The 18,395-nt window shown below is 59.7% G+C and carries 19 protein-coding genes; 12 read left to right on the forward strand and 7 right to left on the reverse strand.

The window, feature by feature from the left end:
* Nucleotides 1–49 precede the first annotated feature (49 nt).
* On the forward strand, nucleotides 50–514 hold the full coding sequence (locus AC13RM_RS13355; RefSeq protein ID WP_015343397.1) for an Lrp/AsnC family transcriptional regulator: 465 nt from the start codon (nucleotides 50–52) through the stop codon (nucleotides 512–514).
* 35 nt (nucleotides 515–549) lie between these two features.
* Here AC13RM_RS13355 and AC13RM_RS13360 read toward each other — a convergent pair whose 3' ends face one another.
* Entirely contained in the window at nucleotides 550–2,376 is a 1,827-nt protein-coding gene (locus tag AC13RM_RS13360; RefSeq protein WP_374821449.1) for a PAS domain S-box protein, read from the reverse strand.
* Nucleotides 2,377–2,624: 248 nt separating this feature from the next.
* A complete protein-coding gene (locus AC13RM_RS13365) occupies nucleotides 2,625–3,509 on the reverse strand; it encodes a LysR substrate-binding domain-containing protein (RefSeq protein WP_174181938.1) in 885 nt (294 codons plus the stop codon).
* A 217-nt stretch (nucleotides 3,510–3,726) separates the two neighbouring features.
* Between AC13RM_RS13365 and AC13RM_RS13370 the strand changes: the two genes are divergently transcribed.
* Nucleotides 3,727–5,067 carry an MFS transporter gene (locus AC13RM_RS13370; RefSeq protein ID WP_374821453.1) on the forward strand — a complete coding sequence of 447 codons (1,341 nt, stop codon included), beginning with the start codon at nucleotides 3,727–3,729 and terminating at the stop codon, nucleotides 5,065–5,067.
* A 64-nt stretch (nucleotides 5,068–5,131) separates the two neighbouring features.
* Here the strand turns inward: AC13RM_RS13370 and ocd are convergent, their stop codons facing one another.
* A complete protein-coding gene (gene ocd / locus AC13RM_RS13375) occupies nucleotides 5,132–6,181 on the reverse strand; it encodes an ornithine cyclodeaminase (protein WP_285171655.1) in 1,050 nt (349 codons plus the stop codon).
* 143 nt (nucleotides 6,182–6,324) lie between these two features.
* Between ocd and AC13RM_RS13380 the strand changes: the two genes are divergently transcribed.
* Entirely contained in the window at nucleotides 6,325–6,762 is a 438-nt protein-coding gene (locus AC13RM_RS13380; protein ID WP_015343394.1) for an Lrp/AsnC family transcriptional regulator, read from the forward strand.
* A 36-nt stretch (nucleotides 6,763–6,798) separates the two neighbouring features.
* On the opposite strand, the gene AC13RM_RS13385 is transcribed toward AC13RM_RS13380, so the two are convergent.
* On the reverse strand, nucleotides 6,799–7,056 hold the full coding sequence (locus tag AC13RM_RS13385) for a hypothetical protein (protein WP_374821458.1): 258 nt from the start codon (nucleotides 7,054–7,056) through the stop codon (nucleotides 6,799–6,801).
* 247 nt (nucleotides 7,057–7,303) lie between these two features.
* Here AC13RM_RS13385 and AC13RM_RS13390 point away from each other — a divergent pair, with 247 nt between their 5' ends.
* The gene (locus tag AC13RM_RS13390; protein ID WP_374821461.1) at nucleotides 7,304–7,651 is read left to right on the forward strand and encodes a hypothetical protein; all 348 of its coding nucleotides are present in this window, start codon (nucleotides 7,304–7,306) and stop codon (nucleotides 7,649–7,651) included.
* An 86-nt stretch (nucleotides 7,652–7,737) separates the two neighbouring features.
* Here the strand turns inward: AC13RM_RS13390 and hutC are convergent, their stop codons facing one another.
* Nucleotides 7,738–8,493: a histidine utilization transcriptional repressor HutC gene (gene hutC / locus AC13RM_RS13395; protein WP_488555179.1), complete on the reverse strand. Its 756-nt coding sequence runs from the start codon at nucleotides 8,491–8,493 to the stop codon at nucleotides 7,738–7,740.
* A gap of 193 nt (nucleotides 8,494–8,686) precedes the next feature.
* On the opposite strand from hutC, the gene AC13RM_RS13400 reads away from it, so the two are divergent.
* The 6 genes from AC13RM_RS13400 to solA all read left to right on the forward strand — a co-directional run bounded on the left by AC13RM_RS13400 (nucleotide 8,687) and on the right by solA (nucleotide 14,519).
* Entirely contained in the window at nucleotides 8,687–9,526 is an 840-nt protein-coding gene (locus AC13RM_RS13400) for a transporter substrate-binding domain-containing protein (RefSeq protein WP_488555180.1), read from the forward strand.
* Nucleotides 9,527–9,627: 101 nt separating this feature from the next.
* A complete protein-coding gene (locus AC13RM_RS13405; RefSeq protein ID WP_374821470.1) occupies nucleotides 9,628–10,353 on the forward strand; it encodes an ABC transporter permease in 726 nt (241 codons plus the stop codon).
* 10 nt (nucleotides 10,354–10,363) lie between these two features.
* Nucleotides 10,364–11,068: an ABC transporter permease gene (locus AC13RM_RS13410; protein WP_113232837.1), complete on the forward strand. Its 705-nt coding sequence runs from the start codon at nucleotides 10,364–10,366 to the stop codon at nucleotides 11,066–11,068.
* A 22-nt stretch (nucleotides 11,069–11,090) separates the two neighbouring features.
* Complete coding sequence (locus AC13RM_RS13415) at nucleotides 11,091–11,867, forward strand: ABC transporter ATP-binding protein (RefSeq protein ID WP_092706976.1); 777 nt, start codon at nucleotides 11,091–11,093, stop codon at nucleotides 11,865–11,867.
* The gene (locus tag AC13RM_RS13420; RefSeq protein WP_374821475.1) at nucleotides 11,864–13,369 is read left to right on the forward strand and encodes an HAL/PAL/TAL family ammonia-lyase; all 1,506 of its coding nucleotides are present in this window, start codon (nucleotides 11,864–11,866) and stop codon (nucleotides 13,367–13,369) included. Before AC13RM_RS13415 ends, AC13RM_RS13420 begins: the two co-directional genes overlap by 4 nt.
* A 1-nt stretch (nucleotide 13,370) precedes the next feature.
* Entirely contained in the window at nucleotides 13,371–14,519 is a 1,149-nt protein-coding gene (solA, locus tag AC13RM_RS13425) for an N-methyl-L-tryptophan oxidase (protein ID WP_374821478.1), read from the forward strand.
* A 20-nt stretch (nucleotides 14,520–14,539) separates the two neighbouring features.
* On the opposite strand, the gene AC13RM_RS13430 is transcribed toward solA, so the two are convergent.
* Both AC13RM_RS13430 and AC13RM_RS13435 read right to left on the reverse strand, forming a co-directional pair.
* Complete coding sequence (locus tag AC13RM_RS13430) at nucleotides 14,540–15,034, reverse strand: cytochrome b (protein WP_374821481.1); 495 nt, start codon at nucleotides 15,032–15,034, stop codon at nucleotides 14,540–14,542.
* A gap of 204 nt (nucleotides 15,035–15,238) precedes the next feature.
* Nucleotides 15,239–16,654: an aldehyde dehydrogenase family protein gene (locus tag AC13RM_RS13435; protein WP_374821484.1), complete on the reverse strand. Its 1,416-nt coding sequence runs from the start codon at nucleotides 16,652–16,654 to the stop codon at nucleotides 15,239–15,241.
* Between the two features lie 94 nt (nucleotides 16,655–16,748).
* On the opposite strand from AC13RM_RS13435, the gene AC13RM_RS13440 reads away from it, so the two are divergent.
* Together AC13RM_RS13440 and AC13RM_RS13445 are read left to right on the forward strand one after the other, a co-directional pair.
* On the forward strand, nucleotides 16,749–17,645 hold the full coding sequence (locus tag AC13RM_RS13440) for a LysR family transcriptional regulator (protein WP_374821487.1): 897 nt from the start codon (nucleotides 16,749–16,751) through the stop codon (nucleotides 17,643–17,645).
* A gap of 121 nt (nucleotides 17,646–17,766) precedes the next feature.
* Nucleotides 17,767–18,384, forward strand: a complete 618-nt coding sequence (locus AC13RM_RS13445; RefSeq protein WP_374821490.1) for an O-methyltransferase — start codon at nucleotides 17,767–17,769, stop codon at nucleotides 18,382–18,384.
* The last annotated feature ends 11 nt before the right edge of the window (nucleotides 18,385–18,395 follow it).

Here is an 18,395-nt window from a genome sequence, read left to right on the forward strand (position 1 = left end):
GTAATTGCAAAGATATTGAAATGATCTGCGAGTTTTTGAAAGATTCAACATGGCCGCTCTCGACGCCATCGACCGCAATATTCTCCGCCTGCTTCGTCTTGATGCGCGTGTCAGCAACGCCAAGCTGGCAAGTGAGGTGGGGCTGTCGCCATCGGCCTGCCTGCGGCGCATCAAATTGATGGAGCAGGCCGGGGTAATCCGCGGTTATACGGCCCTGGTGGACACGTCCCAGGCAGAGGCATCGATCGCTGTCATCATCAACATCACGCTCGAGCGGCAAACGGAGGAACATCTCGATCGTTTCGAGGCGGCGGTGCGCAAACATCCGGAGATCAAGGAATGCTTTTTAATGACGGGCGGCTCCGACTATCTGCTGCGCGTCGAGGTCGCCAATCCCGGCGACTTCGAACGCATCCATAAGGATATTCTGTCGACCATGCCGGGAGTGCTGCGAATCCATTCGAGCTTCTCGATCCGCAACGTGCTTGCGACGCGGCCGAAGGGGCTGCGTTGACTCGATCGAGATTGCAGCGGCGCCCGGGCGCGGCGTTACTCCGTTGTGTCGTGGGCTTGATCCCAGCCGATGCCTGCGGCGGCATCCACCTCGCAGATCAAGCCGCTCGGCTCGTAATGGACTTGGACCTTGCCGCTCAATTCCGCCGCCAGCAGGCTTTCGATCAAGCGGGAGCCGAAACCCTTGCGGGTCGGAGGCTTTACGATTGGCCCTCCCGATTCCTGCCAACGCAGCTTGAGCCGGTCGGTCTCGCCCGTTTCCACGGACCAGGTGATCGCAACGCGGCCATCCGCCACTGAAAGCGCACCGTATTTGGCGGCATTCGTCGCCAGCTCATGCAGCGCAAGCGATATGGAAACAACGGCTCTTGGCGCGAGCTTGATCGCGGGCCCGGAAATTTCGAACCTGTCCTTCGGATAGGGTGACAGCGCCTGGGCGATGACGGCGGTCAATTCCGCCTGCTCCCATTGGCCGTGGATCAGCAGATCGTGGGCGCGCGCCATAGAGGAGAGCCGCGCCTCGAATGTCTCGACAGATGCCTTGTCCACATCGTCCCGCCCGAGCGTTTGGCGCGCAATGGCCATCACGGTTGCGAGCACATTCTTGACGCGATGATTGAGCTCGCCGACCAGCACGGTCTGCAGGCGCTCGGCCTCCTTCTTGGCGCTGATGTCGTGAGCAGTCTTCGACGCCCCCACGATCCGGCCATAGACGTCATAGATCGGGGAAACGCTGAGGAGAACATCGACAAGCTCGCCGTTCTTGTTGCGTCGCTTGGTTTCGTAAGGATCTACCTTTTGGCCCGCGCGGATCCGCGCCAGAATCGCCGGCTCTTCGTCACTACGGTCTTCCGGAACGAGCATCATCACGGACTGGCCGATGGCCTCTTCGGCCGATTGTCCGTAAAGCCTTTCAGCACCGCTATTCCAGCTTGTGATGATCATGTCGAGATCGATGCTGAGGATGGCGTCGTCCGATGAGGCGACAATAGCCGCCAGTTGCCGCTCTACCTCCTGTGCACGCTTGCGTTCACTGATATCGGTGACGATCGCGGCGACCCGCTGAATGCGTCCCGAACTGTCTTTCAAGCCGGAGACGGAGTTTGCCACCCAGACGAGGCTGCCATCCTTACGAACATAGCGCTTTTCGATCTCGAAGCTTTCGCCCGTCGTCATCATCGCCTCGAACAAGCGCTCATTCTCATGCAAATCGTCCGGATAGGTAATGTCATATGTCCGCATGCCGAGGAGCTCGCTTTCGGAGTAGCCGACAATCTCGCAGAAACGCTCATTCACCAGGACGAAACGGCCATCGAGTTCGCATTGGGCAAAACCTGTCGCCGATTGCGAGACGACGGCGCGAAACAGCTCTTCACTTTCACGCAGTGCTTGCTCTGCACGAACCCGTTCTGTCGTTTCGTTGACGATGCAGAAGACGCCCAGCGTCTTGCCATCCGCATCGCGAACCGGCGAATAGGAAATATCGAAGTAAACCGTTTCGGGATAGCCGTAGCGCTCGATATAGAAGGGCCGATCCTTGGCGGCGACGGTCTTGCCATCATGAAGGACGGATTGCAGAAGGGGTTCGAGGTCGTTCCAGAGCTCGGCCCAGTTTTCGCGCGCGGGACGGCCCAGGGCCTGGGGATGCTTGTCGCCTATCGTCGGCGCATAAGCGTCGTTATAAAGCGCAACAAAGTCGTCGCCCCAGAACATGACGATCTGGGCTTGCGCGGAGAGCATAATATCGACGGCAGCGGTAAGGCATGGGGGCCACGCCGATTTCGGGCCAACACTAGTCGCTGCCCAGTCGAAGCCAGAGATAAGCGCCGCCATCTCGTTGGTGTGACTTGCCAATTCGGGCATGATATTCAGGATGCATCCTCTCTCGAGCGACAGCAACCCGTAAGGATTGCCCTGTTCCGCTCATGCTTGCAAAAATTCATAACATATTCTTCGTCGCGAAGTGCAGAGAGAAAATCTGCTGATTTCGATGTATCTTAAGTGACATAAGCGAATTTTCACGCCGCATATTTCGGGCTGCTCAAAGCGGTCCAGGGCGATGGGCCTTCATCCGGGGCGAACTTCCATTTGACGCCAGTTTGAGGCAGCTGTCAGGTGTCCGGCCTTGCATGCATTTCGGCCGTCAGCCATCTTTCGAGCGCGAGTGCATCCGGCCTTCCGGCAATGTGCGGCGCGATCCAGAGCACCATGCGGCGCGGGCCGGGCAGAAAACCGAAAGGTGCCACCAGCCGCCCGGAAGCAAGCTGATCGAGCACAAGCATCTGCGGCACCACCGCCATGCCGAGGCCGCATGCCGCGGCCTGGATCAGCAGATAGAAATGATCGAAAGCTGCCTGCGGCGTCAGATGCAGATCCGCCTGCCCGGCTATGGCCTGCCAGTCGCTCCAGGCTTGCGGCCGTGTCTGGGTGGAGAGGATCGCCGCGTGTTCCATATCATCGGGACGCAAAATGCCGGAGCGGCTCAGATATTCCGGCGAACAGACAGGACCGATGGCCTCGCCGCCGAGCTCCCGGATGATCGCATCCTTCGGCGGATCGATGACACTGGAGCGGATGGCGAGGCTGATTTTGTCGCGGACGAAGTCGACCTGGTCGTAGTTCATGTTGAATTGAAGGGCGATATGCGGATGGCGCTCGTGAAACTGGCCGATGCGCGGAATGATCCAGCCCATCATGATCGAGGAAGAGCAGGAGAGCGTCAGCGGGCTCGGCCGGACGCGCTCGACGCTTGCCTGCATCAGGCCGAAAGCGCTCGCCAGCCCTTCCGCCAGCCGCAATCCCTCCGGCGTCGGCTCCGTCGAACGCGCACGTCGGGTCACGAGGATGACGCCGAGCGTTTCCTCCAGTCCGCGAATGTGCCGGCTGATCGCGCCATGCGTAACGCAGAGCTCATCGGCGGCAAGCGTCATCGACCTGTGCCTGGCGGTCGCTTCGAATGCCTTCAGCGCATTCAAGGATGGAAGGGGGCCGCTCATTTTTTGATTCCACTGCCTCATGATGTGATTTTTCCTCACATGATGGGGAGATTAAATCGTTTGCCTGCAACTTGTCCACCCCGTTAGAGATCAAGGTCATTCGAAGGCGCATGCGGCCGAAGGCAGGAGTTGGAAGGGAATTCGGAGTTCCGTTCTGTCGGCGACGCAAGCGGATCGCTGCGTCGTAAAGATTTCAGCACGGGGGGAGGAATTTTCATTGCAGCCCGCAAATCAGGAAATGTCACAGGTCGAGCGTTCGGCCATATCAAAGGTGTCGAAGCGGCTGGTACCCTTCATCGCCTTGATGTTCTTCATCAACTTCCTTGACCGCACGGCGATTTCCTTCGCCGGGCCGAACGGCATGACGACGGATCTGGCGCTGACGGCAGCGCAGTTCGGCTTTGCCGCCGGCATCTTCTTTTTCGGCTACATCGTTCTCGAAATCCCGAGCAATCTCGCGCTTCACAAATACGGCGCGCGCCGCTGGCTCGCCCGCATCATGGTGAGCTGGGGCATCGTCGCACTGCTGTTCACGTGGGTCTCGAGCGCAACGGAACTTTATGTGCTGCGTTTCCTGCTCGGCGTTGCCGAAGCCGGCTTCTTTCCGGGGGCGATCCTGTTCTTGAGCATGTGGGTGCCGGCCAAGCATCGCAGCAAAATCCTGGCACTGTTCTACCTTGCTCAGCCGCTGACAACCGTCATCGGCGCGCCTTTCGCAGCAATGCTGATCCAGATGCATGGCGTCTTCGGCCTTGAGGGCTGGCGCGTCATGTTCTTCGGCGTCGCCATTCCGGCTATCTTTGTCGGCATCATCACCTGGTTCTACCTTGCTGATCGGCCCGATGATGCGAAATGGCTGACCCAGACCGAGAAGGATTGGCTGAACCGGGCGCTCGCCGGCGAGGAAAAGGCAAAGGCTGCCGCACATGGCAAGATGACGGGCCTCGCCTTGACGGATGGCCGCGTCTGGCTGCTGTCGGTCATCTATTTCGGTCTGATTTATGGTCTCTATGCGCTGGCCTTCTTCCTGCCGACGATCATTGCCGGCTTCGAAACGAAATTCGGCACCAAGTTCGATGTCTTCGACAAGGGGCTGATTACGGCCATTCCCTATCTGCCGGCGGCTGTTGCCCTGTTCTTCTGGAGCCGCGATGCGTCCAGACGCGGGGTGCGGCCGTGGCACATCGGAATTCCGGCCCTGGTTGGCGCCTTCAGCATTCCGGCCGCGCTTTATATGGGCTCGCCCGAGGCGACGATCGTGATGATCACGCTGACGGCTTGTGCGATCTTTTCCGCCCTGCCGAATTTCTGGGCCATTCCGTCGCGTTTCCTGACGGGGCCGGCGGCTGCGGCGGGCATCGCGCTGATCAACACCATCGGCAATATCGCAGGCTTCGCCGCACCCTATGTGACCGGTGTCGTCAAGGATGCGACCGGCCTCTATGAACTGCCGATGTTCATCGTCGGGGCGCTGATGCTGTTGTCGGCTCTGCTGGCTTTCTCGTTGAACGGGCAGGTCCGCGAGCCGGAACTGGTTACCTACGGCAGCAAGGGCTGAAATTGTTCGACTGAAGAATAGACATTTTTGATGGCGGCTGTGGAAATGGCCGCCATTGTCTTTTTTAGGCTGCGCGCAGCAGCATGCCAAAGAGGTCGCGCGGATCGTCCGGGTCGGCAATGATATCGAGTTTCTGGAAATAATCCGTGCCGGCCAGCTTTTCGCGGACGTAGCGCAAGGCGGAAAAATCCTCGATCGCGAAGCCGACGCTGTCGAACAGCGTGATCTGCCTATCGCTGCTGCGGCCCGGTGCCCGGCCGCTGACGACCTGCCAGAGTTCGGTAACCGGATAGTCAGCGTCCATCTGCTGGATTTCGCCTTCGATGCGGGTCTGCGGCGGATATTCGACGAAAGTGTCGGAGCGCAGCAGGATGTCGCGGTGGAGTTCCGTCTTGCCGGGGCAATCGCCGCCGATGGCGTTGATGTGCACGCCGGCGCCGACCATGTTGTCGGTGAGGATCGTGGCATATTGTTTGTCGGCCGTGCATGTCGTGATGATGTCGGCACCTTCGATGGCCCCCTGGGCCGAGGTGCAGGGCACGAGCTTCAGGCCGGTCTTTGCGAGATTGCGAACGGTCTTTTCCGTGGCTCTGGGATCAATGTCGTAAAGGCGGACCTCTTCTATGCCGAGCACCGCCTTCATCGCCAGTGCCTGAAATTCGGCCTGCGCGCCATTGCCGATCAAGGTGAGGCGCCTCGAATTGGCCGGCGCTAGATGTTTTGCCGCCATCGCCGAGGTTGCCGCCGTGCGCAACGCCGTCAGCAGCGTCATTTCCGTCAGCAGCACAGGGTAGCCGGTCGAGACTTCTGCAAGCAGGCCGAAGGCGGTCACCGTCTGCAGGCCCTGCGCCATGTTCTTCGGATGGCCGTTGACATATTTGAAGCTGTAGACCGCCCCATCCGAGGTCGGCATCAATTCGATGACGCCGTCATGCGAATGGGAAGCGACGCGTGGCGTCTTGTCGAAGAGGTCCCAGCGGCGGAAATCCGCTTCGATGGCATCCGTGAGTTCGATGAGTGCGGTTTCGACGCCGATATGATGGACGAGCCGCATCATGTTCTCGACGCTGACGAAGGGAATGAAAGCTCTTTCCGATGGGAGCGGTGCGGACATTCTCGTATCCTCGGTGGAAATCATTTCCTATAGGGTATCAAGCGGATCGATTGACTAAAATCGCAAAACTGTGCCAGTTCTGGTATGGGTTTATACAAATTGCCTAGGTTTTTTGACGGAATGGACAAGATCAGGATCATGCGATGACGCTCGCCAAATATATTCCCGATGATCTCGACCGGCGTATCATCGCTCATCTGCGTGCCGACGGGCGGGCTTCGCTCTCCAAACTGTCCGATGTTTTGGGCGTCGCGCGTGGTACGGTGCAGAACCGGCTGGACCGGCTGATAGAGACCGGCACGCTGCTTGGTTTCACCGTAAGGGTTCGGGAAGACTATGAGGAGCAGACCGTGCATGCCGTCATGATGATCGAAGTCGTCGGGAAATCGACGACGCAGGTCATCCGCAAACTGCGCGGCCTTCCCGAAATTTATTCGCTGCATACGACGAATGGCAATTGGGATCTGGTCGCCAATATCCGCGCAACCAGTCTGTCGGACTTCGACCGGGTCTTGCGCGAGGTGCGGATGATCGATGGCGTTGCAAACAGCGAGACCAGCCTGTTGCTGAGCAGCCTGTGATAGGTGCCTTAAAGGTTGCCGCCCGTGAGCGGGCCGTCAGGAACGATGTGCGCGCAATATGCGCTTCCAGAGTGTGCCGCCGAGGAAGCGATTGAACACCATGAAATAGACGACGATGAGAACGAAAAGCAGCAGCGCGGGTAAGCCATCGAGCTGCAAGCCATCCGCCGTCTTGCCACCGAAGATAGATGCAATAATGTAGCCCAAAACCAGGAAGGCGGTCAGGAAGTCGAAGACGGCGGCAAGCACGATGCGCCATGTGGGTGGCTGCGCTGCGGGTTTTGTTTCAGACATTGTCGAACCCAATCCTATTGGCAAAGACGACGGCAGGAATGCATCGGCCGCTAGTCGGCGGACCACATCACCGATACATCCAATGCGGAAGCGCTTTGTCAATCGCGCCGGCGGTCATAGCTGATGCGGCGAGCCGTTTTACTTGTTCCTGCCAGAGATTGGCGTCAGCCAGCGGAGCCCGACCGGAAGCGCAGACAGGCCGTGCCGCACAGCTTGAAAACTCGCGGCTTGTTGTTATGATTTTTGCATGGAACTTACGCTGCTCGCTCATGCTCTTGCCTGGATCGTGCTCGGCCTGATCGTCGTGACGACGGTCGTTCCGGTCGGGACGAAGTATCCGCTCATGGCAATGGCGAGCATCGACAGCATCATCCCGTTCGGCCTTCTGGGATTTCTGTTTGTCATGGCTTACCCGGAAGACCGTCGCATCATTGCTCTCGTGTGTATATTGGTCGCGGCCGCGAGCGAGGCGCTCGCGCTGATCCTGCCGCAAAAATGCCTCAGGATCGAACGCGCCATCTTGAAAGTGCTTGCTACGGTTTCGGGCCTGCTTTTGGGCGCATTACTTATGGAGTGCATGCTGCAGGCATCGTAACTTGCCGACGGCATATCGGCATTCGACTCCTCTTGAATCCCTTACGCATTCTCAAGGCAAACGAATGTTATATCTTCCATATACAACTAACGATCCGATGGTTTGCCACTTTGGCTCTCCAGCCGATAGCGGTGTCCCGGATAAACCAGCCGCGCCGTGGACACGATCCCGCGCGCCGACCATGTGCGCCTCCGGATCGTCAGGCAGGGTTCGGTCTTCAGGATCGTCAGCAGCTTGCATTCCCAGGCTTGCGGCATGACGGCTTCGACCACATGTTCCGAGCCGCTGAGCGGGGCAACGGCCGAAAGGTAGGCATTCGGCGTCATGTCGGCAAAATCCTGCTGCAGGTAATCCGGTGCGGCGTCCGGATGGACATGCCGGTCCTCGATCTGCACCGGCACGCCATTCTCGCTATGCACGATCAGGGAATGGAAAACCGGCGATCCGATATCGAGTTCCAGCGCATCGGCCACGTCGGGCGACGCGGCTTCCTGGGCAAGCACGATCACCGTTGCTTGGTGGGAATGACCGCGTTCGGCGATTTCCTCGGCGATGTTGCGGACCTCGAACAGCGCCGATGCGCCCTTGCGCTCGGCGACGAAGGAGCCGACGCCCTGGATGCGGACGAGCTCGCCTTCATTGGCCAGTTCTCGCAGCGCGCGATTGGCCGTCATCTTGCTGACGCCAAGTTCGACCACCAATTCGTTTTCGGAGGGAACACGATATTTGGGCGGCCACTCGCCACTATGAATGCGGTCGAGTATCATCTGCTTGACGCCGGCATAGAGAGGTGCGGTATCATTTTCTGCCAGTTCGCGTTTCATCTCGCCGGAACGCTTCATTGCCTATTCCCTTTGCACCGCGTGAATCTGCCTCGAAAACAACTTTCCCACTTGCATATCATAAATTATCTCATATGGTACCCTATACAACCTCGCAATCAATCCTAAAAATTAATTGGGAAAGCGGGCAAGCCGGCGAAGATCGGTAGGAAGTGCTGCAAGGCTTATTTCAACCTCAGAGGAGCTCTACACGATGAAATTCAGTGCAATTCTCTTGTCAGGCGTCGTGGCCGCCGCCGCTTTCGCCGCGCCGGCCGTTGCCAAGGACTGGAAGACGGCAACGATCACCCTGGAAGGTGCCTACGCGCCGTGGAACATGACGAACGCCGACGGTACGCTCGGCGGGTTCGAGCCGGAGCTTGCCAAGGTTCTGTGCGAACGCGCCAAGATCGATTGCAAGCTCGTCGCTTCCGACTGGGACGGCATGATCCCGGCGCTGAACGCCGGCAAGTTCGATGTCATCATGGATGCGCTGTCGATCACCGACGAGCGCAAGCAGGTCATTGGCTTCACCATTCCTTACGCCGCGACGCCCGCCGCTTTCGCGACCGCCAAGGATAGCCCGCTTGCCAATGCTGCCGGCACCGGCGCCACGATCAAGATGACCCCCAGCCAGACCGGCGTCAAAGAAATCGACGTGTTGAAGGAAGCCTTCAAGGGCAAGACGATCGGCATTCAGGCCGCAACCGTCTATGCCAAGTTCGTCTATGACAATTTCGGCTCGATCGCCACGATCCGCGAATACAAGACCGGCGCCGACCGCGATCTCGATCTGCAGAACGGCCGTATCGATCTCGGCTTCGATGACGCGGTCTACTTCGCGAACGCTTTCGCCAGCGCCAATGATTCTCTCGCCTTCACCGGCCCGGAAATCGCCGGTTCCATCTGGGGCGAGGGCGAAGGCCTCGGCATCCGCAAGGCCGATACCGAACTGCGCGACAAATTCAATGAAGCGATCAAGTCGGCGCTTGCCGATGGCACCATCAAGACCCTGTCGATGAAGTGGTTCAAGGTCGACGTCAGCCCGAATTGATGAGTGCGGCCCTCGGCCGGATATCATCGGTCTCCGGCTTTGCGGCCGGAGACCATGTGATATCCTGACGCCTGAAACTGCCACGGACACGGATTGGATCTATGGCAAGCTTGCAATTGCTGGGCTTCGGCTCGAACGGATGGGGCGCGCTGCTGCTTGTTGCCGCCTTGATGACGCTCGCCGTCACGGCCACCGCCTTGGCCATTGGGGCCGTCCTGGGCGCGATCATCGCTTTCGCCAAGCTCTCCGGAAGCCTGGTGCTGAAGACGCTCGGCAATATCTACACCACCGTCTTCCGCGGCGTTCCAGAACTTCTGATCATCTATCTGATCTATTTCGGCGGATCCTCTGCGGTGACGTCGATCGGCAAGTGGCTCGGCTATGACGGCTTTCTCGGCTTGCCATCTTTTGCCGCGGGTGCTCTCGCCGTCGGCATCATTTCCGGCGCCTATCAGGCAGAGGTTTTTCGCGGCGCCTATCTTGCGATTTCTAAGGGCGAGCTTGAGGCCGCGTCTGCTATAGGCATGCATCGCGGTCTGCGCCTGCGCCGGATCATCATTCCGCAGGTCTTCCGCTTCGCCATTCCCGGCCTCGGCAATGTGTGGCAGCTCAGCCTCAAGGACTCTGCTTTGATCTCGGTGACCGGCTTGGCGGAATTGATGCGCACCAGCCAGGTGGCTGCCGGCTCCACCCGCCAGTATTTCCTCTTCTTCATCGCCGGCGGCATTCTCTATCTTGTCCTGACCAGCCTGTCGGATCGCATCTTCAACAAGGCCGAACGTCGCGCTAATCGCAGCATGCCGGCTGCGACGATCGGCCAGGCTTGAGGAGGACGGCATGGATTTCGATTTTCTTTCGAGCACGATGATCACACTGCTAAAAGCGGTGCCGATGACGCTGCTGCTCTTCTCCCTGTCGATCCTCTGCGGCGGCATTCTAGCGCTCGTCATCGTCGCCATGCGCGTCAGCGGCAATCCGATTCTGTCCGGCTTTGCCAAGGGCTATATTTTCGTATTTCGCGGCTCGCCGCTGTTGATCCAAATGTTCCTGGTCTTCTACGGTTTGGCGCAGTTCTCCATCATCCGCTACTCCTTCCTCTGGCCGTTCCTGCGCGAGCCCGTCGTCTGCGCGATCCTGTCGCTGGCGCTCTGCACCGCCGGCTATTCGGCCGAGATCTTCCGCGGCGGCATCCGTGCCGTTTCGCCGAAGGAGATTGAAGCCGCGCGTTCGATCGGGATGTCCGGCTTCCTGCTGGTTCGCCGCATCATCGCGCCGATCGCCTTCCGGCATGCGCTGCCGGCCTATTCGACCGAGATCGTGCTGATGATGAAGTCGACGGCGCTTGCGAGCCTCGTCACGGTCTGGGAGGTCACGGGCGTTGCCCAGCGGCTCATCTCGCAGACCTATCGCACGATGGAAGTTTTCATCTGTGCCGCGATCATCTACCTCGTGCTGAATTTCATCATTCTGCAGGCCATGGCCCTGCTGGAATATTCTCTGTCCCGCCATCGCCGTGCCATCCCGCCGGCGCTGAAGGCCTAAAGCTTACTGGAGCAGGCAAATCATGCCAGGTGTCACCCGACTTTCCGTCCGCAACATCCGCAAGAGCTTCGGTACTCATGAAGTCTTGCGAGGCATTTCCCTCGATGCTCAGGATGGCGATGTGATTTCGCTGCTCGGCGCTTCCGGCTCGGGCAAATCGACTTTCCTTCGCTGCATCAACCTTCTCGAAATCGCCACCGATGGCGAGATTTGGGTGGATGGCGAGCAGATCCGCATGATCCACAAGAATGGCAAAAGCTATCCGGCGAGCCATAAGCAGGTGGATCATATCCGTTCCGAACTCGGCATGGTCTTCCAGAGCTTCAATCTCTGGTCCCATATGACGATCCTTCAGAATGTCATCGAGGGTCCGGTTCATGTCCTGAAGCGTCCTCGCGCTGAATGCATCGCCGAGGCCGAAGTGCTGCTGGAAAAGGTCGGCATTGCCGACAAGCGCCATGCCTATCCCGCCCATCTCTCCGGCGGCCAGCAGCAGCGCGCGGCGATTGCCCGCGCGCTTGCCATGAAGCCGAAGCTCATGCTGTTCGACGAGCCGACCTCGGCGCTCGATCCCGAGCTTGTCGGCGAAGTGCTGCGCGTCATGCGCTCGCTTGCCGAAGAAGGCACGACGATGCTGGTCGTCACCCACGAAATGAGCTTCGCCCGCAACGTCTCCAACCGCGTCGTCTTCATGAAGGAAGGCCTCGTCGAAAGCACCGGCACGCCGGATGAGATGTTCGGCGGCGGCGCCTCGCCGGCATTTCGCCAGTTCATCGGTCATTTCGGAAACGGACAATGACCGTCACGATCGATGGGCCGCTATCCTGGCGCGACGTCGCCCGCGTCGGGGGCGGCGAACCCTTGTCTCTCTCCGATACTGCCTGGGAACGCGTTACCAAGGCAAGCCGCATCGTAGAGCGTATCGTGGAAACGGGCGTGCGCGCCTATGGCGTCAATACCGGCGTCGGCGCGCTTTCCGATACGGTGGTCGATCGCGATTCCCAAAGCCGGCTCTCGCGCAACATTGTCCTCAGCCATGCCTGCGGTGTCGGCCCTTTGCTGGCGGCGCGCGAGGTGCGCTCGATCATTGCAGCGCAGATCGCCAATTTCGCCCATGGCCATTCCGGCGTGCGGCCAGAGATCGTCAGGCATCTGGCCGCATTTCTCGAACATGACTGCATTCCGGAAGTCCCGTCTAAAGGCTCAGCCGGCTATCTCACGCACAATGCCCATACGGCGCTCGTTCTGATCGGCGAGGGGAGGGCTGTCGTGAAGGGCAAGTCGATGAGCGGTGCCGAGGCGCTTGCGGCCATTGGCCGGAGCCCACTCGTGCTCGGCGCCAAGGAGGGCTTGAGCCTCGTCAATGGTACGGCTTGTGCCACAGGATTGTTGGCGCTTGCTGTCTCCCGTGCCGAACGCGTGCTCGATTGGGCCGATGCCATCGCCGCGCTGACCCTGGAAGCCGCAGGTTGCCAGATGGCGGCTTTCGACGAGAAAGTGTTGGCGCTGCGCCCATCGGCCGGCATCGCCAAGGTCGGGCGCAGGCTTCGTAGCCGTCTGCATGGTAGCGGCCTTGTCGCCGCCGCTCTTGGACGGCGGACGCAGGATGCCTTGAGCCTGAGATCGGTGCCTCATGCCCATGGTGCAGCTTGGGATGTCTTCGAGCAGACGGCGCGCGTTGTCGATCAGGAACTGGCCTCGGTCACGGATAATCCGGCTGTCTCAGGCACGCCGGAGCAGCCGGTTGTCTCTTCCGAGGCGCATGCCGTTGCACCCGCTCTTGGGCAGGCAGCCGATAGTCTGGCAATCGCGATCGCCCAAGTTGCCGCGATGAGCGAGCGGCGGACGGATCGCCTCGTCAATCCGCTGGTGAGCGGCCTGCCGCCGTTCCTTGCGAGCGACGCCGGCAGCCATTCCGGTTTCATGATCGCGCAATACACGGCTGCGGCGCTGAGCAACGACAACCGACGACTCGCCGCCCCCGCATCGCTCGATGGTGGTTTGACTTCCGGTCTTCAGGAAGATTTCCTTGCCCATCCGACAGCGGCCGCCAACAAGCTGCTCGTCATACTCGATAATGCCGAATACATCCTTGCGATCGAGCTGATGGCAGCGGCGCAGGCTCATGATTTTCTTGTCTCGCAGGGAACGCGGGCGGTCGGAACCGAACGTGTCTACACGGCAGCCCGTTCATGCGTGCCGATCTATGGCGACGATCGCCCGCTGAATGCGGATATGGAAGTCTTGCGGGCTATGATCGCCAAGACCGCGCCGCCTGCGGAAAATGAAAGTGGAGCATGAAATGACTGCGGAATTCGACGTTGCCGTCGTTGGCCTCGGCGCGATGGGAAGTGCGGCCTTGTCTTTCGCCGTGGCGCGCGGCGCAAAGGCGATCGGGATCGAGGCGCATTTCCCCGCACATTCCCTCAGCTCCTCGCATGGCGACAGCCGCCTGATCCGTCTCGGCTACTTCGAAGATCCGTCTTATGTGCCATTGCTGAAGCGTGCCTATCAAAACTGGCGCTCGCTGGAGGCAAGGCTGCGGGCCGAGATCCTGACGGTGACAGGCGTTCTGCAGATCGGCGCGCCCGACAGCAAGATCGTCAGCGGCACGCGCGCTTCCTGTGACATGCATGGATTGCCGCACGAGATACTCGATCGCGACGCCATGAAGCGGCGGTTTCCAGCGTTTGAGTTGGAGGAAGGCGAGATCGGCGTGCTTGATCCGCAGGGCGGCTATGTCAGGCCTGAAGCGGCAATCATGGGCTATTTGAAGCTTGCGGCGGAAGACGGTGCCGTCTTGCATTTCGGTGAGCGTGTTGTCGCAATCGATCCTGATGATACCGGCGTAACGGTCGTTTCCACAACCGGGCGATATCGCGCCCGTAAGGTGATCGTCGCAACCGGCGCGTGGATTGCCGAGCTCGTTCCGCAGCTGAAGGTGCATGCCCAGCCCATTCGCCAGGTGGTGGCCTGGTATCAGCCCAAGAATGGTTTCGTTGCTGAACCTCAGCGCATGCCATGCTTCCTGCGCGATGAAGGAGCGGAAGGTTCCTATTTCGGCTTCCCGGCCATCGGCGTCGATGGTGTGAAAATCGGCCGCCATGCGCATTTCAGGGAGCCGATCGATCCAGCCATGCCCAATCCGCCGGTCAATGACGCCGACACCGATCTGCTCGACAGCTTCGCCCGCAAGCGCTTGCCGAATGCCGCGTCGTTTCGCGTGCGGGCGACGACCTGCCGCTATACGATGCTGCCGAGCGAGGATTTTCTCATCGATAGGGTGCCTGGACAGCCGAATGTGGTGGTCTCGTCGGCCTGTTCCGGCCATGGCTTCAAGTTTACGAGCGTCGTCGGGGAGATTCTCGCCGATCTGGCGCTTCAAGGCGGCAGCGCGCTGCCGACTGCTCTCTTCTCCTTCGAAAAGCACTTTGGTGGCAAATCGGCTTAGCCGCCAATTTCGCAGATGACTTAGCCGATTGTCATGCGTCGCAGGACATTCGATTTGAAATAGAAGTGCTGAACAAGCGCTCCAAATATGTGCAGTACGACGACGATCCAAAGCAGCGTCTTGATCGGGCCGCCATGGACGAAGGCGGCTGTGTCGATACCGAAATAATAGGCTGCCATTCCCGATAGGGGCATTGCGAAGATCAATGCATAAAGCAGGAAATGCGTGATGCTCGCGATAAAATGCAGAAATGCGGGCTGATTGTCTGGCGGCGCCGGGACATCGGACACCAATCTCAGGCAAAGGCGCACGACAGCCAAAAGCAGGATCGCGATACCGGCATAAGCATGGATATTGGCGCTGGCAACATCGGCCGGTGTTGGCACCTGGCCATGCCGCACAAGACGCCGCCACGCGTTCATGCCATCGGGAAACAGAAGATTGAAAAAGATGAGGATGGCCATGAGCCAGTGAAGAATGCGTTGCGGAGCAGAATAGGTCGATCTGGCAGGCATCGGGTCTCCTTAAATTGGAATCGTTCTAAAGGTAGACCATGATTCTAACGAGAACCTGAATGCGAACCTTCCAGTGCACTTCGTTCGGCATCCTCATATCTTGGCGCATAGCTGGGGTATCCTGAAGGCGCGAGCCTTCGCGACCGACTAGGGAGATGCCCCGGAAGGCTGTTAAGCTCCTCCGGGACCCTGGGCTTCCTCACATCAGCTGAGCACCGCGCGCGGTTCGAGAAACGATTCCAGGCCGGCGGCGCCGAATTCCCGGCCTATACCCGATTGCTTGAAGCCGCCGAAGGGTGCAAGCGGTTCGTGCGGTGCGCCGTTGATGACAATGCGGCCCGCCTCGATGCGATCCGCCATCCGCTTTGCCCTGGCGACATCGGAGGAGAAGACATAGGCCTGCAGGCCATAGACGGTGTCGTTGGCGATCTCGAGCGCGTGCGTCTCATCGCGATAGGGGATGACGCAGAGTACCGGTCCGAAAATCTCTTCGCGGGCGATCCGCATGTCGTTATTGACGCCGGAGAAGATGGTCGGACGAACGAACCAGCCGCGATCGACCCCTTTCGGCCGCCCCTCACCGCCGACGATCAGCCGTGCGCCTTCTTCCTGACCGAGACGGATATAGGACTGGACGCGATCCCATTGTTTCCGGCTGACCATGGGGCCGATCCTGACGGTGGGGTCGCTTGCATCGCCCACCTTGAGTGTCGCCACCGCTTGCGCCAGATGATCGTGGATCTCAGTCAGCCGGCCTTCGGGCGCGAGAATGCGTGTGCCGGCGATGCAGGCCTGGCCGCTATTGGCAAAACCGGCTGCAAGGACCTGCGGAATGACTAGATCGAGATCGGCATCGTCGAGAATGATGTTCGGGCTCTTGCCGCCGAGCTCGAGCGTCACGCGCTTAAAGGTCGCCGCTGCCGCCTGAAGGATCGCCCGTCCCGTCACCGTCGAGCCGGTGAAGCTGATCTTTGCGATGTCATGGTGGCTGCTGAGCGCGGCACCCACCACATGGCCGTAGCCGTTGACGATGTTGAAAATCCCATCCGGCAGACCGGCCGCATGCAGGCACTCGGTGAGGAGCTGCGTCTGGATCGCGCTCATCTCGGAGGGCTTGATGACCATGGTCGCGCCCGCCGCGATGGCTGTGGCAAGCTTGTTGCAGATGAAGCCGTAATTGCTGTTCCAAGGCGTGATCGCGGCTGCGACGCCGGCCGGGCGCATCTCTATCTCCGCGTGGCCAATGCGGCGGCGAAATTCATAGGATTCGAGTGTTTTCGCCATGTTGAGGAATGCCGTGGCGGCATGTAGCACCGAAAAACCGACGAAGGATGCCGGCGCACCATATTCTTCGCGCATGGCGTCGGCGAGGTCTGAGGCTCTGGCTGCAACTGCGTCGTGCAGGCTGTGCAGCATGGCGATGCGCTCGGCCTTCGAGCTTTGCGACTGGCTCGCAAATGCCGCCTTGGCAGCGCTGACGGCGTTGTCGACATCCTGCTCGTCGCCAAGGCGGACGGTGCCGATTTGCTCTTCCGTGGCCGGGTTGAAAAGAGGTGCTTCCTCTTTGCCATGGGGCCGAACGAAGCTGCCATTGATGTAAATCGTATCTATCGTGCGCATGAGCGTCTCCTTCATCTTCACGACAGAGGTAAGACGCGTTATCTGTTCGGTGTAGTGGGACAAAGTGGTACAGGTTGATAAGGAAAATCGCGCAATGAAGGCCAGTTTGGCGGAGCTTGAGGCGATCGCGGCCGTTGCGCGCCATGGCGGCTTTCGCGCGGCTGCGCGCGAACTCGGCATGTCCTCCTCCGCGCTCAGCCACGCGGTTGCCGCGCTGGAAGAACGCCTGTCCGTGCGGATCTTCAACAGGACGACGCGCAGTGTCACGCTATCGGATGCCGGCGAGCGCTTCGTGGCGGAAGTGGCGCCGGCACTCGCGGCAATCGACAGGGCGATCGAAAATGCAGGCCTGTCTTCCGGTACGATATCAGGCACGCTTCGTCTCAATATGGCGCCCGGCGCAGCGCACATGCTTCTGACACCGCTTATTCTCGAATATGGCCGGCGCTATCCCGATGTCGAAATCGAGATCGTCACCGATAATGCCTTGGTCGATGTCATCGGCAAGGGCTTTGATGCCGGCATTCGGATTGCCGAGGCAGTTCCGACAGATATGGTCGCAATCCCGATTATTCCGACGCTGCGTTCGCTCGTCGTCGGCTCACCTGCCTATTTCAGCAACAGGCCATACCCACTTGTTCCGGGCGATCTCCTGCGACATCGCTGCATCCGTGCCCGCATGGCGAGCGGCAAGCTTTATCGCTGGGAGTTCGAGCGACACGGCCAGTCCATCCTCATCGATGCGCCGGGAAGTCTCACCCTCGATGCTTCCGACTTGATGCTGAGCGCCGCGCTCCAGGGGGCGGGGCTGGCCTATATCAGCGAAGCCTCTGTTGCCGGGCACATAGCGGCGGGCAATCTGATCGCGGTGCTGGAGGATTGGAGCCCACCCTATCCGGGGCTCAGCCTGTATTTTGCCCAGCGCCGCCAGATGCCGGCCCGATTGCGGGCCTTGATTGATCTGATCCGCGAGCACAATGCGTCCCGCTGAACGTCGGCGAAAGATTAAGTTTCAGACATGAATCTCCATAGCGCTTGAGTGGCGCCATATCGAGATGTAGCCATATCGCGTGAGATATCATCGAGATGATTGTTTGAAAGGTGAGCGTGTCATGGATCAGAAGATCGAAGCCGTTCTCGAAGCCTATCACGAGCTAATTCGTGAAGAGCACAGCAAGCCGAGGGAAACGCCACCGGGCGGGCGTGACGGTGGTCAGGATCGTCGGTTGAGAGCGGTAGGACCGGAGACGGGTCGCTTCATCAACATTCTGGCAAAGAGCCTGAAGGCGCCCACCATTCTGGAGCTTGGCACATCCTTCGGCTATTCCGGCATCTGGCTTGCCGAGGCCGCGCGCGCCAGCGGCGGCAAGCTTATTTCCATGGAGCTGCACGCCTATAAGACCGAATTTGCCAGGGAGATGGCCGAAAGGGCTGGTTTGGCCGAGCATATCGATTTCCAGGTCGGCGATGCCGTCGAGATGATCAAAGCACTTCCTTCCGGCGTCGATTTCGTCCTCGTCGACCTGTGGAAGGATCTCTACATCCCATGCCTGGACGCCTTCTATCCGAAGCTCAATGCCGGCGCTATCATCGTGGCCGACAATATGTTCATGCCCGGCAATGAAGACGTGAAACGCTACGGCGAAGCCGTTCGCGCCAAGCCGGGCATTACCTCTGTTCTGTTGCCCGTCGGTTCGGGGATCGAAGTCAGCCGATACGATCCTGTATAAGGATCGGAGGC

Source organism: Martinezella sp. CNPSo 3732, from assembly GCF_057784515.1.